Genomic DNA, 17,213 nt, shown 5'->3' on the forward strand with positions numbered 1-17,213 from the left:
CGGGACCTTCCCCCGCGTGGAGGTGAGACTGTGTACCACAGACCGAATACTCTGCCCCGCGCGATTGCGTTCGTCTTCATCTTGACCGTGTGCGCCTCCACTGCCTGGTCGGCGTTACTGCCGGACTGGACGTGCTTCCGGGGCTCTCCTTATCTCAAAGGCGAACTCGGTGGGCCTTTCAGCGACCGGCCGAAGCTGCTATGGACCAAAGACATCGGCGGGGCCGTGGAATCAACGGCAGCCATCGTTGGCGGTGTGGTCTACGTGGGCAATGCGGACGGGCAGCTGGTGGCATTGAGCCTCAAGGACGGTAGCCGCAAGTGGGTCTACAAGGCCACGGACAAGATCACCGCATCACCCTGCGTAACCAATGGTCTGGTCTGCGTGGGTGACGAGGGCGGCGTCTTCCACGCCGTGAAGGCCGCCACCGGGAAGCTGGCCTGGAAATACACGACAGGCGACAAGATCATCTCCTCAGCCACCCCCTACCGCGGGTCGGTGCTGGTGGGTTCGTATGACAACTACCTGTACCGTTTCGACACCGACACCGGCAGCAAGATCTGGTCTTTCGGCACCGACGCCCAGGTTCACTGCACCCCCTGCGTCATCAACGGCACGGCCATCATCGATGGCTGCGACGGCGTCCTGCGCATGATCGATGTGGAGAAGGGGCGCGAGAGGGATTCGGTGGAGATCGGTGGCAACTATGCGGCATCCCCGGCATACTCCCAGGGCGCTGTGTTCGTGGGGAGCATGAACGGCGAGTACTTCGGGGTTCGGGTGAGTGACGGCAAGATCCTGTGGCGGGTTATCTCCCGCAAGAACGGTGGCGCGAGCTTTGGTTCCGGCGCTGTCTCCGGCAACTATGTGGTGTTCGGTTCGCGCAACAAGTCAGTCTTCTGTCTCGACCGGGAGACCGGGGCGACCCGGTGGGTGTTCCGAACAAGGGGTGAAGTGGATTCGTCACCTGTTATTGCGGGGAGCCGGGTGTTCGTGGGGTGTGATGACGGGGCTGTGTACGGTCTGAATCTGAGCGATGGGAATCAGTTCTGGAAGTTCACTGCGGGGGCTCGAGTAGCATCGTCCCCTGCCTTCGGGGCGAAGGGAACGCGGATGGTGATTGGCACTGACGACGGTGAGGTACACTGTTTTGGGCGCTAAATGAGCGCCGATATCTGACGCATCAAACACGCGAAAGGATGAGCCCATGCGCAGCATGACCCGAGCAGGTGCGACACTCCTACTCCTGGGCCTGATGTGTGGAGCATTTTCCGCCGACTGGCCGCAGTATATGGGCCCGACGGCCAACGGGATCGCCCCGGACACGGGGATCAACAAGGACTGGAACGCCAAGCCGCCGAAGGTGGAGTGGAAGGTGGCGCTGGGCGACCGGGGATTCGCCGGACCGTGCGTGGCCGACGGCAAGGTCTTCATCATCGATCACGCGGGCGACAAGGACATCGTCCGGGCGCTGAAACTGGACACAGGACAGGAAGTCTGGCGCTTCCCCTACCCGGACACTGCGCGCGAAAACTACGGATTCGCACGATCGACCCCCTGCTACAGCAACGGCCGCTTATACACACTGAGCCGCCTGGGGCTTGTGAACTGCCTGGATGCCACGGACGGCACACCATACTGGTCGGTAAACATCAGGCAGGACTTCGGTGGGCAGGCCCCGGAGTGGGATTACTCCGCTTCCCCCATCGTAGATGAGGGCAAGGTGATTCTCTGCCCCGGCGGGCAGACAGGCATTGTTGCGCTCGATGCCCGGAGTGGGGACACCGTTTGGACGGGCGGCAAGCCTGGGGTGCCGGGATACGCCTCGCCAGTAGTGGCCAATATCCAGGGTGTGAAGCAATACGTCATATTCGCGGGCAAGCACATCTACGGCGCGGCGGCGGCGGACGGCAAGGTGCTCTGGTCGGTGCCGTGGGAGACGAGCTACGACGTGAACGCCGCGCAGCCCATCGTCGCTGGGAACTTTGTGTTCTTTTCCAGCAACTATGGCAAAGGCTGCAGCCTGATCGAGATTACCCCCGACGGGGTCACGACCCATTGGACCAACAAGAACCTCCAGGCTCACTTCAACTCGCCTGTGTTCACCAACAACTGCTTCTTCGGAATCGGCGATCGCTACGGTCTGGTGTGCATCAACCCGCGCGACGGAGAGATACTGTGGAACAACCGCGAAATGGGCCAGAAGGGTGGCGTCGTTGCGGTGGACGGCGTCCTGATCGGCATCAACTCCGATTCCGGCGCGGTCGTCATGTTCTCCAACTCCTTCGAGAGCTACCAGGAACTGGGACGTTTCACTCCCCTCGGTGGGCAGAGCTGGACCATGCCGGTGATCGCAGACGGTAAGCTGATCATCCGCAACAAGGAAGCGATCTGCTGCGTAGACATCATGTAGGCCGCCCCAGACGAGACCGTTTCGGGCGCCGCCGGGTCAACCTGGCGGCGTCCGGTTTTTCAGGCGGCACTTCTGCAAGGTCGCCGTTGCCGAAACCAACCGGCGGGGCTATTATGGGCGCGGACCGGACCCACTGCCGCCAGCGGGAGATGCACCCATGAACAACGGCTTCAAGATTTTCGCCGGGAACTCCAACCTGCCCCTTGCCCAGGAGATCTGCGACTACCTCGATATGCCTCTGGGCGGGGTCACGATCTCGCGATTCTCCAACGAGAACGTGTTCGTACAGATCCAGGAGAGTGTGCGGGAGCAGGACTGTTTCGTGATCCAGTCGCTGTACCCGTCGCCCAGTGAAAGCCTTATGGAGCTAATGCTGCTGCTGGACGCTCTGCGCAGCGCGTCGGCGAAACGCATCACAGCGGTTATCCCGCACTACTCGTATGCACGCTCGGATAAGAAGGACAAGCCGAGGATCTCCATCGCGGCGCGACTGATCGCGGATGTTCTCGTCACCGCCGGGGCCAACCGGTTCCTCACCATGACCCTGCACTCGGAACAGGTGCGAGGCTTCTTCAGCGTGCCCACCGACCACCTGCTGGGGGCGCCGGTGATCTGCGACTACCTGAGCCGGATGGACCTGAGCAACGCGGTGGCGCTCTTCGACATGGGCCAGGACAAGCGCTCGGGCGGCTATGCTCAGAGACTGAACCTGCCGATCGCGGTCATCGACAAGGTGCGGGTCAGCGACACGGAGGTCGAGATCAAGGCGATGATCGGGGATGTCTCGGGGAAGGATGTCATCATCTTCGACGATGAAATCAGCCGCGGCACGTCTCTCGTCGCATCGGTTCAGGCGATCCAGAGCCAGCGGCCGAAGAGCGTTCGTGCCGCCAGCACCCACGGGCTCTTCTGCGGGCCGGCGATGGAACTGATCGCCGAGTCACCGCTGGTTGAGGTCGTCAGCACCAACACCGTGCACGTCCCGAAGGAAAAACTCCTCCCCAAGAACACGGTCCTTTCGGTGGCGCCCCTGTTCGCAGAAGCGATCAAGCGCATACATTACGGCGAATCTGTGAGCACTCTCTTCGAGTAGGTGTCTACTCGAAAGGCACCTGCTCCGTCTGTCCCGAGGCCCAGGACTTTTCCGCGGCTTCGAGGACGCCTATGACCCTCCTGCCGAATTCCCCACTGACCGGCACCGGCGCGCCCCGCAGCAGGTGATCGGCCACGCCTTGCCAGTAGTTATGCCAGTCGGAGTCCAGGTACGCAACCTGCTGTTCCTTGCGGCCATGGGCGTCGATGGTCACCAGCGTCAACTCGCCTCCAGGAGGCCCGCATACCTGAAGCTGGTATCCCACGTTCCCGCCAGCACCTGTGTCGTGAATGCCGCCTTTCGTGCCCAGAATCCGCCACAGAGGTTTGCCGACCGCGGCGATGGTGGACCACGTCACATCGGCAACACAACCATTCTCAAAGCGGATAATGGCCCGGGTCTGATCCTCGTTGCTCATATTGTGCCAGACCAGTTTGTGGAAGAACCCATTCACACCCACAATGCGCGAAGGAATCATCGCGAGCACCCAGTCCACGGCATGCGGTCCCCAGAAAAAGAACCCGCCTCCGGACAGGCTTTTCTCCCGGTACCAGCCGTTCTGGGGCTCCCCAAAGCCTCCCGCTGTAAGCTCAACGTGGAAGACTTGCCCGATTGCGCCGCTCTCGACGATCTCTCGCACGCGCCGGTAGTTGCCATCGTGCCTGCGGTTGTGGTGAACCGCCAGCATTCTCCCGGCCCTCTTCCCCGCCTCAACCATCCGCGTCGCCTCGGCCACGTTCAGGCACATAGCCTTTTCCACCACCACGTGCTTGCCTGCCGCGAAGGCTGCCTCGGTGAGTTCGCAGTGGGTGAAGTGGGGGGTGACGATGGACACCAGGTCGATATCCGGGTCCGCCCAGACGCCGGCGAGGTCGTTGTAAGTGCGGATGCCGGGGAACTCCTGTTTCGCCACCTCAGTGCGGGCCGGGTCGCGATCACAGACCGCCACCAGCTTCAGCTCTGGAGTGTGGTTGATCCAGGCCGAGTGCGCCCAGCCGAAATTGTGTTGTGGTCCGTAGCCGATAACACAGCAGCCGATAGGCGCGTTCATCATGTGTTCTCCAATCCGGGCGCTTCAACCGGCCATCTCGCGGATGGTCCGGGTGATGTCATGTACCTGCGGGATCACGGCGTCTTCCAGCGGCGGGCTGTACGGCATGGGGATGTTGCGGCTGCCCAGCACCCTCGGCGCGGTTTTCAGCGCACCCATATCGGCCTCGACCACCAGGCGCACGATCTCCGCGCCCGCTCCAGCGCGCTCGGAAGCCTCGTGGACGACCAGAAGGCGGCCGGTCTTGCGCACACTGGCAAGCACTGTTTCCAGATCGAAGGGCACCAGACTTCGTGGATCAACCACTTCAACGCTGATCTCACCCTCCAGCCGCTTCGCCGCCTCCTGTGCTTTGATCGCGGCGTAGGACCAGGCGACGAGCGTGATGTCCGTGCCCTCCTTCCGCACGCTTCCCTTGCCCAGCGGGACCGTATACTCTTCATCCGGGACCTCGCCCGCCAGTGGGTGCAGCAGGCGGTGCTGGATGAACACCACTGGCCAGTCGTCGCGGATCGCACTTTTCATGAGGCCCTTGGCGTCGTAGGGCGTGGAGGGCATGACCACCTTCAGGCCAGGGGTATGGATAAGCCAGGCCTCAAGGCTTTGGCTGTGATGGCCACCCTCACGAGTGCCGCAGCCGGCCGGGGTCTTGATGACCATCGGGGCTTTGTACGCGCCGCCGGACATGAGACTTAGCTTCGCGGCTTGATTGCAGACCTGGTCCATGCAGACGCCCAGGAAATCGCAGTACATGATCTCCACAACGGGCCGTAGCCCGGCGGCGGCAGCACCCACCGCAAGACCCGTGAACCCGGCCTCGGAGATCGGCGTCTGCCATGCACGCCGCTCCCGGAAAGCAGCGAACAGATCGTCGGCCTCCCGCACCGAGCCGATGTCCTCGCCGATAACGAACACGCTCTCGTCGCGCTCCATCTCCTCGCGGAGCGCTTCTCCGATGGCTGCGGCATATGTGATCTCTCGCATGAGTTGTCCTCCTGTTGTGAACCTGCGGTTGCAGCGCGGGTCAGACCTCGAATGCGTCCAGCAGGGATGGATCGGGCAGGGGGCTTTCGATGGCGAAGGCTTCCGCCTCATCCACTTCGGCCAATACAGACTGGGTCATACCCGCGATGCCTTCGTCATCGATGACATCCCGCTCGCGCAGCAGGGCTTCGAACAGGACGATCGGGTCGCGCTTCTTCCACTCTTCACATTCGGCCGGGTTCTGATGGCCCGCGGACACCCCACAATGGCCTTCGTAGCGGTACGTCTTCGCTTCAATGAAGGTCGGGCCGCCGCCGGTGCGAGCGCGATGGACGGCCTCGCCGGCCGCCTCGTATACGGCGGTCACGTCCTGACCGTCCACCACCACGCCGGGCATGCCATAACCCGCCGCGCGCGGCGCAAGATCGTTGGTGGCCGCTGACAGGCCGTATGGGGTGGTATTTGCATACAGGTTGTTCTCGCAGACGAACAGGACAGGCAGCTTCCACAGGGCCGCCAGGTTCATGGATTCGTGCACGGTGCCCTGGTTTGCAGCGCCGTCGCCGAAGAATGCCACCGACACCTGGTCGCCGCCCCGGTACTTTGCAGCGAAGGCTGGTCCCAGCGCGATCGGAACCTGTCCACCCACGATCCCGTTGCCGCCCAGGAAGCCGTGCTCTACGTCGAACAGGTGCATTGAACCGCCGAAACCTCTGCTCAGGCCGGTGGTGCGGCCCATCAGTTCGGCCAGCGCAGGCTTCAGGCCGCAGCCTTTGGCGATGGCGTGCCCGTGGGATCGATGGCTGCTGACGATCAGGTCATCGTGGCGAAGATGAGTGCAGACGCCGACAGACACGGCCTCCTGCCCGATGGACAGGTGCACCGCCCCGCCGATCATTCCGCTGCTGGCGAAGTCGTATCCCACGCAAGACATGAGTTGGTCGGAGGTGCGCGCTTCCTCTTCGGGGTCGGCGATGGAGCAGTAACCCCGATAGTCATAAAAGTCCTTCAGGCGCTCCTCGAAGAACCGTATGCGCATCATCTGGCGCAGCATTCGAAGGGCGATGTCATCGGGTATCATGCCGGTCTCCTCCATTGGCTACAAAGCTCACACGCTGATGGGATACGAGCCGAACTCAAGCGCAGCCTCGTAGGCCGCCTGGATATTCTGTGGCGGCGTATTCGGCTGAATGTTGTGCACGGGGTTAAACACGAAACCGCCGCCCGGCGCGAAGATGCGGATCCGCTCCCGAACCTCATCGCGCACCTCCTCCGGCGTGCCGAAGGGCAGCGTGGACTGGGTCTCCACTCCCCCACCCCAGAAGGTGAGGCGATCACCGTACTCCTGCTTGAGCTTCACCGGATCCATTCCCGCGGCGGAAGTCTGGACGGGGTTGAGAGCATCCAGGCCCGCATCCACGAGCATCCCTATGAGATTGGCGATGCTGCCGCAGGAGTGCTCAAATATGCGCCAGGTTGTGTTCTCGTGAATCCACGCGAACTGCGCTGCGAGCCCGGGAAGATAGAGTTCGGCGAATGTCTCGCGCGAGAACCACTCGGAACGTTGCGTTCCGAAGTCCAGTCCGGTAACCGCAATCACATCGACCGCATTGCCCAATTCCCCCCAAAGCACCTCAAGATTCTCCAGCGCGGCCTGTGTGGAAAGCTCGAAGAGGGCCTTCACGTAGCCGGGATCTGCCGCAAGCAGCGTCCACCAGTCGGTGAGCGTCCCCACGTAGCGCAGCCCCAGGTACGGCCATGCGCCGAGGATCAGTGCCTTGTCGGTGCTTTTTCGCAAGCTGTTCGCCCTGCCCGAGAGCCACTCAAGGTCACCTTCGGACACGCGCCAGTTCAGCGAAGCTTTCTCAACCTCGGCAATCGGAGGCGGCTGCCAGTCCAGATGCCAGTCGCCATACCCGATGGTGTCGAAGTAGAAGCCATCTTTGGGCATGCGGCAGGTGTACTTTCCCGTGCCCCCTTCGCTCGCTGGAAACAGCCAGTCACCATTGGGCCCGGTGTCCACGCTGAACCCTCCGGGCACGAGCACCCGGGTGCCATCCATGAGCGTCCAGGGCTTCCAGTTCTCTGCCCGCAATCCCATGGTAAGTGCCGGCGGCTCCACAGGCAGGCAGTCCAGGCTCAGGCGCTCCACCAGGTCCATCTCCACTTCGCCCAGCATCTGATAGGCGTCATACACCTTGACCGGGCGGTCCTCCAGCCCCAGACGCCTGCGCAGGCGGTCCAGAGACGTGGCGGCGATCCCCGTGACGAAACTGCCGCCGAGGTCGAGAGGCACCCGGTCGGGTTCGCGGTGGTCGAGTGCGGCAAGGACACGTTCGCGGCTGGTCATCGTTTGCCCTCCCGGGGGTACGGCCGAATCAAAGCCACGAATTCTCATAGGCGGTGTCATACATGGCCACGATGTTCTCCGGCGGACTGATAGCCTGGATGTTGTGGCAGGGCCCAAGGATATAGCCGCCGCCGGCACCAAGAATGCGTAGATTATCCAGGACTTCGGCAGCGACCTCATCCACGGTGCCGAAGGGGAGTGTCTGCTGATTGTCCATGGCCCCGTGGAAGACCAGTTTGTCGCCGAAATCGCGCTTGAGGGCCTCGCGATCCATGCCTTCGCAGCGCCACTGGATTGGATCGAGGACGTCCATTCCCACGGAAATCATGTTGGGAACGTTTTCCCGCACCGCTCCGTCACTATGGTGGAAGGCGTATGCCCCGGCGGAATGCACCAGGTCCACCATGCGCTTCATGTGCGGCATGAAAAACTCCTCAATGTGCTTGAGAGAGATGAGCAGCCCCTTCTGCGAGCCGACGTCTTCGGCAACCCACGACCAGATAACCATGCCGGGGATCATTTCGTATATGCGCTCGGCCTTCCGATAACAGTGGTCGTACAGCTTGCCCAGGACGTAGTGGACCATCTCGGGGTTCTCGACGAGGTCAATGTAGCCCTGGGCCACGCCACGCAGCCACTTGTAAGTGGCGAAGGGCTCTGACCAGCCGCCGCGGATGACCTGATCTTCTTTGCCCTTGACCTGGTCGGGGATGTGAGAGAAGTCCCACCAGTCGATGCTTGGCCACTGGTACTCGGCCTCGATCTCGGCGACCGAGTTGAACCGAGCAAGAGGATGGTGGATCGCATCTTCATACTGCCCGATGCCGTAATCCGTGGCCTGGTATCCGATCCCGTATTCGTCGGTGTGCGGAGGTAGGTCGGGGCCGATCCATCGCGGGCCAACATCCACGATGGGGTCGAAATGCAGGCGCTCGGCCAATTGATCCATGTTGGCCAACCCGAGATACTCCAGGAGCTTACGGGTGGCCTCCGGGGTCGCCCGGTAATCGGCCGGGATGCGGTCGGCTCTTTCGTGGTTGAGGGTACGCAGCCATCGTTCGCGGGGAGTCATCTCGTCCCTCCGATGTCAGTGCGTTCGTGGTAAGCACTGTTCACCAGGCGCCGGGCGTTTCCTGCCTGGCCGGGCAGGTCTTTCGCGGCGGATGGCGAATCTTGCCGTTGGAAGTACCATTGTCATTTATATATTTCACGTGTAAAATACTGTTACCCGGAGGTTCTCAGGTGTCCTACGCGCTGACCCTATCGATGCGTGTGTGGTTGTCGACGCTGCGGATGACCATGTCCGTGCGCCGGTGCACGCGTGCCATGTTCCAGGAGTACGACCTGTCGGGGCCACAGTTCGGAGTGCTTCGGGTACTGCATGCAGCGGGAGCTGACGGGTTGAAACTCAGCGAGGTCAGCGACGCTTTGCACGTCACTTGCGGGAATATCACGAGCCTTGTGGATGGACTTGAGCAGCGGGGTCTTGTGGTGCGAGAGCCGCACCCGGGCGATCGGCGCGTGGTCATGGCGAGGTTGACGCAATCGGGCACTGAAGTCTTCAACGAACTCGCGCCGCGGTATTCTGAGCGGATAGACGGCATCATGAGCTGTCTTACTGCTGAGGAGCAGGAGACGTTGGCCGACCTTCTCGACCGCGTGGCGGAGCACGTAGCCCGGGAGGAATGATGCCAGGAGTAATCGCATCGACGAATGGGGCGGGAGTTCCCGTCCCGATCAGCCGAGCCTATGTTCTCCGAGCACTGTGGTGGCTCTACGTTGCAGGCGCTGCACTGACCTCGCTGACCACAGCAACTGCGGCAGATGATCAGGTAGGAGTCTTCGTGGTCGGGCCGGCCGGCGACACTCTTGCCCCGACCGGGGAGCAGCTTTCGCTGGGCCCTCAGCACGGCGACCCTTCGACAGGAACGGAACAGCCCGCGTGGACGCTGGATCTGCTCGCTCCCGAGACGAGCCCCACCACCTCTGGCAGCAGAGACGCTCCCTCCACGAACCTCGCGATCCGGCAGATCACGCCCGAGCAGGCAGCGCAGATCGCGGTTCGCGAAAGTCTCCAGCTTGACCTGAATACCGCCACGATCCAGCAGGCTGAGGCCGATCTTCTCCGTGCCCTGGGCCTGGATGATGTCACCCTGAGCGCCGGGATGACCCTGGGCCGCACCGGCCCGTCCACGTCGACTGTCTATACGAAGCCCGACGGCACCACCGGGGTGCGCGAATCGGACAACACGATCACCACCCAGCGTCTGTCTTTGAGCAAGACGCTGAGCATCGGCCGACAGCTTGAGCGCCAACGGAAGGTCGCGCGGAGATCCCTGGATCAGGCCCGACTCTCACGGGACGTCGTCTCCCGCGCACTGGACCTCACTGCCCGCGAGCTCGCCTACGAAGTTCTGCGCACGGAACAGATCATCCGCGTGGCCGTGGACCAGGCCAATGCCCTCGCCGAACACCTGGCAGTGAGCAAGGATCTGCTGGAAGTGGGATCGGTGGCGCGTTTCGAGGTCGTTCAGGCCGAGACTGAACTGGCTCGAGCCCAGGGAGACGTGATCGCTGCCCGCACCGATTACGAGCGCGCCCTCGCCAGTCTGCGCCGTCTCCTCGTGATGCCCCAGGATCAGCCCCTGATGGTGATACCCGGAGAAGAGCCTCCGCTGCCGCAGGGTGACGAGAACGCCCTAGTGAAAATCGCGCTGGAACGACGACCGGAGGCTCTCGAAGCAGCCGCAGCTGTGGAGGTTGCCACGGCGCGCCTGCAGCTGGCGTTCACCTCCCGCAATGTCAGCGTCGGTGTGTCCGGGTCCATGTCGCGAGACGAGATCGGGCTCTCCACCAGCGACTGGCAATGGCAGATTGCGGTGTCAGCCACGAAGCCGATCTTCGACGGCCGCCAGGAGGAGAGCGAGGTTCTGGGGGCCCGTGCACGTCTGGATGCGGCGCAGGTGAGTCTGCGGGAAGTCCAGGAAGATATTGCGCTCGACGTGCGCGACGCCTCAATTCTGCTGCAAGACGCTCGCGAGCGCTTGCGAGTGGCCCGGCAGGGCCTCATCGAGGCTCGCGAGCGGTATGAGATCGCGCGGGTACGGTACGAGACAGGGTACGCCTTGGGCATTGAGGTGCTTGACGCCCAGGCATCTTTGACTCGCGCGGACGCGGATGTCGTGAACGCACAGTATAACCTCCAGGTGGCCACTGTCCGCCTGAGGTCCGCGGTGGGTCTGTGGGGTCAGCAAACGGAGTAGCCCGGAGCCGGCAGCAACGCTCCCTGCCCGGCGGAGGTCAGGCAATATGCGCATCGTGAGAAAGGCCGCTGGACCCGCAATCGCCATCCTCGTGCTGGTGGGACTGTGGTACTGGTTCTTCGGCAGGAAGAAGCAGGAGGCAGGCCCCCCGGTGGCGACGGCGACAGTGGAGCGGAGGGACCTGGTGGTGTCGGTTGTTGCAGTCGGCGCCATCGAGCCCCTGACCACAGTTGATGTAAAGGCCAACGTGGCCGGGGAGATCATCGAGATGGCCGTTGATCGCGGCGACTCGGTGCTGAAGGGAGACCTCATCGCCCGCATTGACCCCACCGAGACGAAGACGCAATTTGAGCAGGCGCAGGCGAACGTCCAGTCCGCCAATGCCCGGGTCGCAGAACGCGCCACGGACCAGACGCGCCAGAGTCGTTCGACCAGCGCACAAGTCAGCGCTGCATCCAGTTCGATCCGTTCGGCGGATGCCCGAGTGCGACAGGCCGAGAGTTCGCTGGCATATCAGCGGCGGGTGACTGAGACCGAGATCCGGCAGGCCCAGGAGGCCGTGGAGACTGCGAAGGCCCGGGTCCGGGCAGCGGAGGCTCGGGCCAACGCGCAACCGGGCATCACAACCGCAGCAATCACGCGGGCTGAGGCTGCGCTCCGGGCCAGCAAGGAGAGCCTGTCCAAACTCACGAGCGCAACACAGCCTCAGGAACGGGCTGCCGTCAAGGCGCAACTCGCAGCGGCGAAAATCGCGCTGGATACGGAAGAGAAGAAGTTGCAGCGGATCGAGCGTCTGCTACAACGCGGCGGGGCTTCCCAGCAAGAGCTGGATACACAGCAGAGCCTGGTCGCTGACGCCCAAGATCGCTACGCAAGTGCGCAGGCTGCGGCGGACACATTGTCCCAGAAACAAGCGGCAGAGCTCCAGGAGGCCCAGGCACAGGTGGATCAGGCCGAGGCGAGTCTGGAGACCGCGCGCGCCGGGGCAGTGGACATTGAGGTGGCCCGCGAGGAGCTTGCCACCGCGCGGGCGTCTTTGCGGGAGGCCGAGGCTGCTCTTGTCAGGGCGCAGGCGGGCAGAGCCCAGGACGCAGTGAAAGAGGACGAACTCAAAGCTGCACGGGCCGCCGCGGGCGAAGCAAGAGCACAGCTGGCCGTTGCGCGGGCAAATACGCTCGCGGCAGTCACGGCGGCGCATCAGGTCACTCAAGCCAGAGCGGATACCCTGAGCAGCAAGGCTCAGCTGGACAACGCCAGGAAGAACCTGGCGTACACCACGGTCGTCGCACCTCGTGACGGCCTCGTTATCGACCGCTATGTGGAGGAGGGCACGGTCATCTCCTCGGGGCGATCCGCGGTGGCCACCGGGCCCAGCATCATCACGATCGCCGATGTGAGCCGCATGTTCGTCCTGGCCGAAGTGGACGAAGCGGACATCGGACAGGTGAAGGTCGGGCAGCCTGCGGAAGTCCAGGTGGAGACCCTCCCCGACAAGATCTTCGCCGGCAAGGTAGTCCAGATGTACCCGCGGGGAACCGTGGAAAACGATGTGGTCACCTTCATGGTGCGCGTGGAGATACTGGAGCCAAATCCACTCTTGAAGCCGGCAATGACGGCCGAGGTGAAAATCATCTGCGCCCGCAAGAGGCAGGTGCTCGCCGCGCCTACCGAGGCGATTTTCCGCATTGAGGGCCAGTCGGTCGCCGAACTGTACAAGGGCGAGGATGTGCCGCCTGAGCGGGTCCCGGTGGTGACAGGTCTCGCAGACTTCGAATGGACCGAGATTGTCTCGGGCCTGAAGGAAGGAGACCAACTGGTCCTTGAGTCGACGGGCGGAATGGGTGGCCCCGGCGGCAGGCCAGGCGACAACTCGCGCCCCGGCGGCTCACAGGAAAACATGCGGCGCATGATGCGCATGGGCGGCGGTCCGGGAGGCGGACGGCGCTAACGCTATGCCTGTGATCGAACTGCAGGGAGTTGAGAAGACTTACCGCACCGGTGAAGTACTGGTGACCGTCCTGCGCGGCATCAACCTCGTGGTGGAAGAAGGCGAGTACGTCAGCATCATGGGGCCCTCAGGCTCCGGCAAGTCCACGCTGATGAACACTCTCGGATGCCTTGACAAGCCTACGGCCGGCACCTACCTGCTCGACGGTAAGGATGTCTCTCGCCTGGATGATGACGAACTGGCGGCGGTACGCAACCGCAAGTTGGGCTTCGTGTTTCAGTCCTACAACCTGCTTCCCCGCACCCCGGCCATCGCCAACGTTGAGTTGCCGCTCCTGTACTCGCGCAATGGCCGCAACCGCCACGAGCGCGCCCGAGCGGCACTGGAGCGTGTGGGGCTGGGTGACCGCATCTACCACTTGCCGTCACAGCTTTCCGGCGGCGAACAGCAGCGCGTCGGCATTGCCAGGGCGCTCATCAATGAGCCCCGCATCCTACTCGCCGACGAGCCCACTGGAAACCTGGATTCCCGCACCGGCGCGGGTATCCTGGAACTGCTGCATGAACTCAATGAGCAAGGGATGACCATCGTAATGGTCACCCATGATGACAACGTCGCACACTGCACCAAACGGATCGTGCATATCCTGGACGGTGTCGTCGAGAGGGACGAACTGACAGACACCGGAAAGTGCGCCGTCACTGCCGATCCGAATGAGGAGCCCTCATGAGCCCGATTGAGGCCCTGCGCGTGGCGCTGGTTGCCATCCGCGCCAACAAGATGCGCTCCATCCTCACCATGCTCGGCGTCATCATCGGCGTGGGCTCGGTCATCGCCATGCTTGCCATTGGAAGGGGCGCCAGCGCGGACGTGACCGAGCGCATCGCCGCCATGGGCACCAACATCCTCATCGTCTGGCCCGGCGCGGCGCGCGAAGGCCGGCTATTCGGGGGTGCCGGGCGCCGGGATACCCTCAAGATGGGAGATGTCCAGGCGATCCGCGAGGACTGCCCCTCCGTGAAGGATGTCGCGCCCCAGGTCAGCAGCAATGAGCAGGTGAAGTGGCGCAACAAGAGTGCCGAAGCCCAGATCCTCGCTGTCCCGCCCCAGTATGAGACGGTCAACAACCATCCCGCTGAGCGCGGCAGGTACTTCACCGAGGCTGAGAATCGCGGCCGCCAGATGGTCTGTCTAGTGGGCAGCACTGTGGTCCGCAATATCTTCGGCCGCAGCGACCCCGTCGGTGAGAAGCTGAAGATCAAGAACATCCCTTTCGAGGTGATCGGGGTTCTGACCGAGAAAGGTGGCGCGGGAGGCTTCCGGGATCCCGACGAGATCGTCGTCATCCCCCTGAATGTGGGCATGACGCGCCTGTGGGGACGGAACTACGTGGACCGCATCTTTGTGACCACTGAGACCCCGGCACAGCTTGAACCCGCAACAAACGAGATCAACAAGCTCCTGCGCCGGCGGCACCGAATTCGCGAAGGCCGCGAAGACGATTTCAACGTGCGTGGTCAGACCGAGATCCTGCAGACCTTCGGCGAGACAGCGAAGACTTTCACCATGCTCCTGGGCGGCATCGCGGCCATGTCCCTGCTGGTGGGCGGCATTGGCGTCATGAATATCATGCTGGTGTCCGTGACTGAACGCACGCGGGAGATTGGTATTCGGAAAGCAGTGGGTGCGCGAAGCCATGACATCATGATGCAGTTCGCTATTGAGTCCGTTACCCTCTGCCTTGTGGGCGGGGTTATTGGCATTGCCGTGGGTGTCGGCGGAGCCGTGATTATCGCCAAACTCGCCGGATGGCGCACCATCGTAAGCCCTGGCTCAATTCTCCTCGCGTTCACCTTCTCGCTCGCAGTCGGAGTTATCTTCGGTGCCTACCCGGCCCACAAGGCTTCCAGCCTTCGCCCAATCGAAGCCCTACGATACGAGTGAGGCTTTAGCGTCGCCATCGCTCCTTTCCGTCTTGCCGGAGACTGGATGCCGTCTCAGTGCCGGCCTGAGCCTTTCCGGGCCTGTGCCCCTGGGGTCTACTGTCACAGCCCCATGGCCGACTACAATCGATAGCCACGGGTGGCGCGGAGCAGGGCGAAACGGACCGCGTGGTCAGCGACGATGTTGCGCCTGGTATGCCCCGAACGGGGGCGGCGCACACCTGGACTTCCCGGTGTAACCCGTGTATGTTACTTGCTCAAGATTTGCGTGCGTGCGGTGTTGACACGTGCCGCGTGGGTCTGTATACTTTCATATCCTACGAAAGTGAGGGCGTCTCGAGCCCGGCCTGAGACAGACCACGCCCAGGGCTCAGCCGAGGCGTCCTTTTGTTGTGCATGTACGTCGACGAACTCTTTGACGTCGTATGCAGCCCAGGAGGCAGATACGTGGACCAGTTCCCTCTCGAAGAAGTCGTGGCAAAGGTTGGGAGTCGTTTCGCGGTGGTGGTTGCAGCGGCCAACCGTGCCAAGCAGATCAAGGACGGGTCGCCCCCCCTGGTGGAGATCGAATCCAACAACCCCCTGACCATAGCGCTCACCGAAATCGCCATGGGCAAGGTGATCATCGAGGCGCCGGGACAGGAGGAAGAGGACATCCGCGTAGCCACCCTTGACCAGTACTTCGCCGGGCGTGAGGGGGCGGGCGACGATGCTTTCAGCTTCCGGCGAGCCGATGAGAGCCGGGTGGCCATCGGTCTTGACAGCGAAGAGGACGAGGACGACCTGGACCTGGAAGACGATGATCTGGACCTCGACGATGACCTGGATCTCGACGACGATTTGGAAGACGACGAGGAGTAGATATCGGACGTCTGCTGACCGCGCGTGCTCGATTGCGCGCCCCGGAGTCGGTGCGTAGCAATTCGGGCGACAAGTTCCGTTCGCGGACCTCTCACAGTTGCACAGCCCGCGGGGGACATGGAAACTGTTCCCTTGGGCTCACTTGTTCATCACCAGTTTCGCAATACCCGGTTACGATGAGCACCACTGGCAAGCGCGATTACTATGAAGTGTTGGGCGTTGAGCGCGACGCGAGCGATGCTGAGATCAAGCGCGCCTACCGAAAGCTGGGCCGGCAGTACCACCCCGATGTAAACCCTGACAACCCCGAGGTCGAAGAGCGCTTCAAGGAGATCAGCGAAGCGTACGCGGTCCTCTCGAACCCGGAGCGCCGGGCGCGATATGACCGTTATGGCCACGATGGTCGCGGCGAGTTCGGTTACGGGCCCGCCACGGTGGACATCTTCGACATGTTCGCCAGCGTATTCGGTGGCGACCCATTCGGCTTCGGCTCGCGAACCGGCAGGCAGGTCCAGGTTGGTCGCGATCTGCGCTATGATCTCGAAATCGACCTGGAGGAAGTGTTGACTGGCGCGGAGCACGAGATCCGCTTCACCCGGCAGGCAGCCTGCGAAACCTGCGACGGTACAGGCGCAAAGCCTGGTACCTCACCGAAGAGCTGCCCAACCTGCGGTGGGATGGGGCAGGTTCGCAGCGCGCGGAACACATTTATCGGCACCATTTCCACCGTCCAGACGTGCCCCCACTGCTCGGGCGCGGGGCAGGTGATCGAGGAACCTTGCGAGGCCTGTCACGGGCGGGCGGTTGCGAGGCGCGAGGAGACCTTGACCATCCGCGTTCCGCAGGGGGTCGTGACCGGCAATGAGCTCCTGCTGCGGGGGTTCGGCGAAGCTCCTGTGGGCGGAGGTCAGGCGGGCGACCTGCATGTGCGGTTCATTGTCAGGGATCACGAGCGGTTCGTGCGCAATGGCGATGACCTCCTTGCCGAGTTGCCCATTTCCATGGTCCAGGCGGCTCTAGGCGATACAGTCGTGTTCGAGGGGCTCGACGGAGAAGTGCAGGTCGAGGTGCCGCCGGGCACCCAGCCGGGGCGCGAGTTCGTTCTTCACGGCCGGGGCCTCCCCCATCTCAACTCCACGGCGCGGGGCAACTTGCGCTTGCGCACAAACGTCCAGATCCCCCGCAACCTCACTCCCCACCAGCGCGAACTGCTTCTCGCTTTCGCGTCGGAATGCGGCGAGGACGTTACCCCCGCGGATCCCGGCCTGTTCCAGCGGATCCTGAACGCAATCAGCGGCCAGCATTAG

Annotated in this window: 14 protein-coding genes and 1 pseudogene; 10 read left to right on the top strand and 5 right to left on the bottom strand. The window is 62.9% G+C overall.

From position 1 onward, the window contains the following. Positions 1-30: 30 nt before the first annotated feature. The 3 genes from HPY44_10415 (at position 31) to HPY44_10425 (ending at position 3,506) form a co-directional block, all read left to right on the top strand. Positions 31-1,161 (top strand): PQQ-binding-like beta-propeller repeat protein, encoded by a 1,131-nt coding sequence (locus tag HPY44_10415; protein NSW56420.1) that lies wholly within the window; start codon positions 31-33, stop codon positions 1,159-1,161. A gap of 46 nt (positions 1,162-1,207) precedes the next feature. After that, on the top strand, positions 1,208-2,413 hold the full coding sequence (locus HPY44_10420; protein NSW56421.1) for a PQQ-like beta-propeller repeat protein: 1,206 nt from the start codon (positions 1,208-1,210) through the stop codon (positions 2,411-2,413). Positions 2,414-2,570: 157 nt separating this feature from the next. Then, a complete protein-coding gene (locus HPY44_10425; GenBank protein ID NSW56422.1) occupies positions 2,571-3,506 on the top strand; it encodes a ribose-phosphate pyrophosphokinase in 936 nt (311 codons plus the stop codon). Between the two features lie 4 nt (positions 3,507-3,510). Here the strand turns inward: HPY44_10425 and HPY44_10430 are convergent, their stop codons facing one another. Genes HPY44_10430 through HPY44_10450 form a run of 5 tightly spaced genes read right to left on the bottom strand, consistent with a single transcriptional unit; the run spans position 3,511 to position 8,963 of the window. Beyond that, positions 3,511-4,560 (bottom strand): Gfo/Idh/MocA family oxidoreductase, encoded by a 1,050-nt coding sequence (locus tag HPY44_10430; GenBank protein NSW56423.1) that lies wholly within the window; start codon positions 4,558-4,560, stop codon positions 3,511-3,513. Between the two features lie 21 nt (positions 4,561-4,581). Next, complete coding sequence (locus tag HPY44_10435; GenBank protein ID NSW56424.1) at positions 4,582-5,541, bottom strand: alpha-ketoacid dehydrogenase subunit beta; 960 nt, start codon at positions 5,539-5,541, stop codon at positions 4,582-4,584. A 40-nt stretch (positions 5,542-5,581) separates the two neighbouring features. Then, a complete protein-coding gene (locus HPY44_10440; protein NSW56425.1) occupies positions 5,582-6,622 on the bottom strand; it encodes a thiamine pyrophosphate-dependent dehydrogenase E1 component subunit alpha in 1,041 nt (346 codons plus the stop codon). Positions 6,623-6,649: 27 nt separating this feature from the next. Continuing rightward, positions 6,650-7,891: a methyltransferase gene (locus HPY44_10445; GenBank protein NSW56426.1), complete on the bottom strand. Its 1,242-nt coding sequence runs from the start codon at positions 7,889-7,891 to the stop codon at positions 6,650-6,652. Between the two features lie 28 nt (positions 7,892-7,919). Further along, entirely contained in the window at positions 7,920-8,963 is a 1,044-nt protein-coding gene (locus HPY44_10450) for a uroporphyrinogen-III decarboxylase-like protein (protein ID NSW56427.1), read from the bottom strand. A gap of 170 nt (positions 8,964-9,133) precedes the next feature. Between HPY44_10450 and HPY44_10455 the strand changes: the two genes are divergently transcribed. The 7 genes and pseudogenes from HPY44_10455 to dnaJ all read left to right on the top strand — a co-directional run bounded on the left by HPY44_10455 (position 9,134) and on the right by dnaJ (position 17,213). Then, positions 9,134-9,580 carry a MarR family transcriptional regulator gene (locus tag HPY44_10455; protein ID NSW56428.1) on the top strand — a complete coding sequence of 149 codons (447 nt, stop codon included), beginning with the start codon at positions 9,134-9,136 and terminating at the stop codon, positions 9,578-9,580. Further along, positions 9,580-11,154 carry a TolC family protein gene (locus HPY44_10460; protein NSW56429.1) on the top strand — a complete coding sequence of 525 codons (1,575 nt, stop codon included), beginning with the start codon at positions 9,580-9,582 and terminating at the stop codon, positions 11,152-11,154. The genes HPY44_10455 and HPY44_10460 overlap by 1 nt, the downstream gene beginning before the upstream one ends. Before the next feature lie 46 nt (positions 11,155-11,200). Next, entirely contained in the window at positions 11,201-13,102 is a 1,902-nt protein-coding gene (locus tag HPY44_10465) for an efflux RND transporter periplasmic adaptor subunit (protein NSW56430.1), read from the top strand. Between the two features lie 10 nt (positions 13,103-13,112). Next, positions 13,113-13,832, top strand: coding sequence for an ABC transporter ATP-binding protein (locus HPY44_10470; GenBank protein ID NSW56431.1), 720 nt, complete (start codon positions 13,113-13,115; stop codon positions 13,830-13,832). Then, a complete protein-coding gene (locus HPY44_10475) occupies positions 13,829-15,046 on the top strand; it encodes an ABC transporter permease (GenBank protein NSW56432.1) in 1,218 nt (405 codons plus the stop codon). The genes HPY44_10470 and HPY44_10475 overlap by 4 nt, the downstream gene beginning before the upstream one ends. 395 nt (positions 15,047-15,441) lie before the next feature. Next, positions 15,442-15,666, top strand: a pseudogene (rpoZ, locus tag HPY44_10480) (DNA-directed RNA polymerase subunit omega). Positions 15,667-16,082: 416 nt separating this feature from the next. Next, entirely contained in the window at positions 16,083-17,213 is a 1,131-nt protein-coding gene (gene dnaJ, locus HPY44_10485; GenBank protein NSW56433.1) for a molecular chaperone DnaJ, read from the top strand.

The organism is Armatimonadota bacterium (genome assembly GCA_013314775.1).
Taxonomy (GTDB): Bacteria; Armatimonadota; Zipacnadia; order Zipacnadales; family JABUFB01; genus JABUFB01.

Excerpts from the sequence above, each read along its gene's own strand:
- HPY44_10460 (NSW56429.1), top strand. The coding sequence starts at position 9,580 with ATGCCAGGAGTAATCGCATCGACGAATGGGGCGGGAGTTCCCGTCCCG.
- HPY44_10445 (NSW56426.1), bottom strand. The coding sequence starts at position 7,891 with ATGACCAGCCGCGAACGTGTCCTTGCCGCACTCGACCACCGCGAACCC.
- HPY44_10440 (NSW56425.1), bottom strand. The coding sequence starts at position 6,622 with ATGATACCCGATGACATCGCCCTTCGAATGCTGCGCCAGATGATGCGC.
- HPY44_10450 (NSW56427.1), bottom strand. The coding sequence starts at position 8,963 with ATGACTCCCCGCGAACGATGGCTGCGTACCCTCAACCACGAAAGAGCC.
- HPY44_10430 (NSW56423.1), bottom strand. The coding sequence starts at position 4,560 with ATGATGAACGCGCCTATCGGCTGCTGTGTTATCGGCTACGGACCACAA.
- dnaJ (NSW56433.1), top strand. The coding sequence starts at position 16,083 with ATGAGCACCACTGGCAAGCGCGATTACTATGAAGTGTTGGGCGTTGAG.
- HPY44_10475 (NSW56432.1), top strand. The coding sequence starts at position 13,829 with ATGAGCCCGATTGAGGCCCTGCGCGTGGCGCTGGTTGCCATCCGCGCC.
- HPY44_10435 (NSW56424.1), bottom strand. The coding sequence starts at position 5,541 with ATGCGAGAGATCACATATGCCGCAGCCATCGGAGAAGCGCTCCGCGAG.
- HPY44_10465 (NSW56430.1), top strand. The coding sequence starts at position 11,201 with ATGCGCATCGTGAGAAAGGCCGCTGGACCCGCAATCGCCATCCTCGTG.
- HPY44_10420 (NSW56421.1), top strand. The coding sequence starts at position 1,208 with ATGCGCAGCATGACCCGAGCAGGTGCGACACTCCTACTCCTGGGCCTG.
- HPY44_10425 (NSW56422.1), top strand. The coding sequence starts at position 2,571 with ATGAACAACGGCTTCAAGATTTTCGCCGGGAACTCCAACCTGCCCCTT.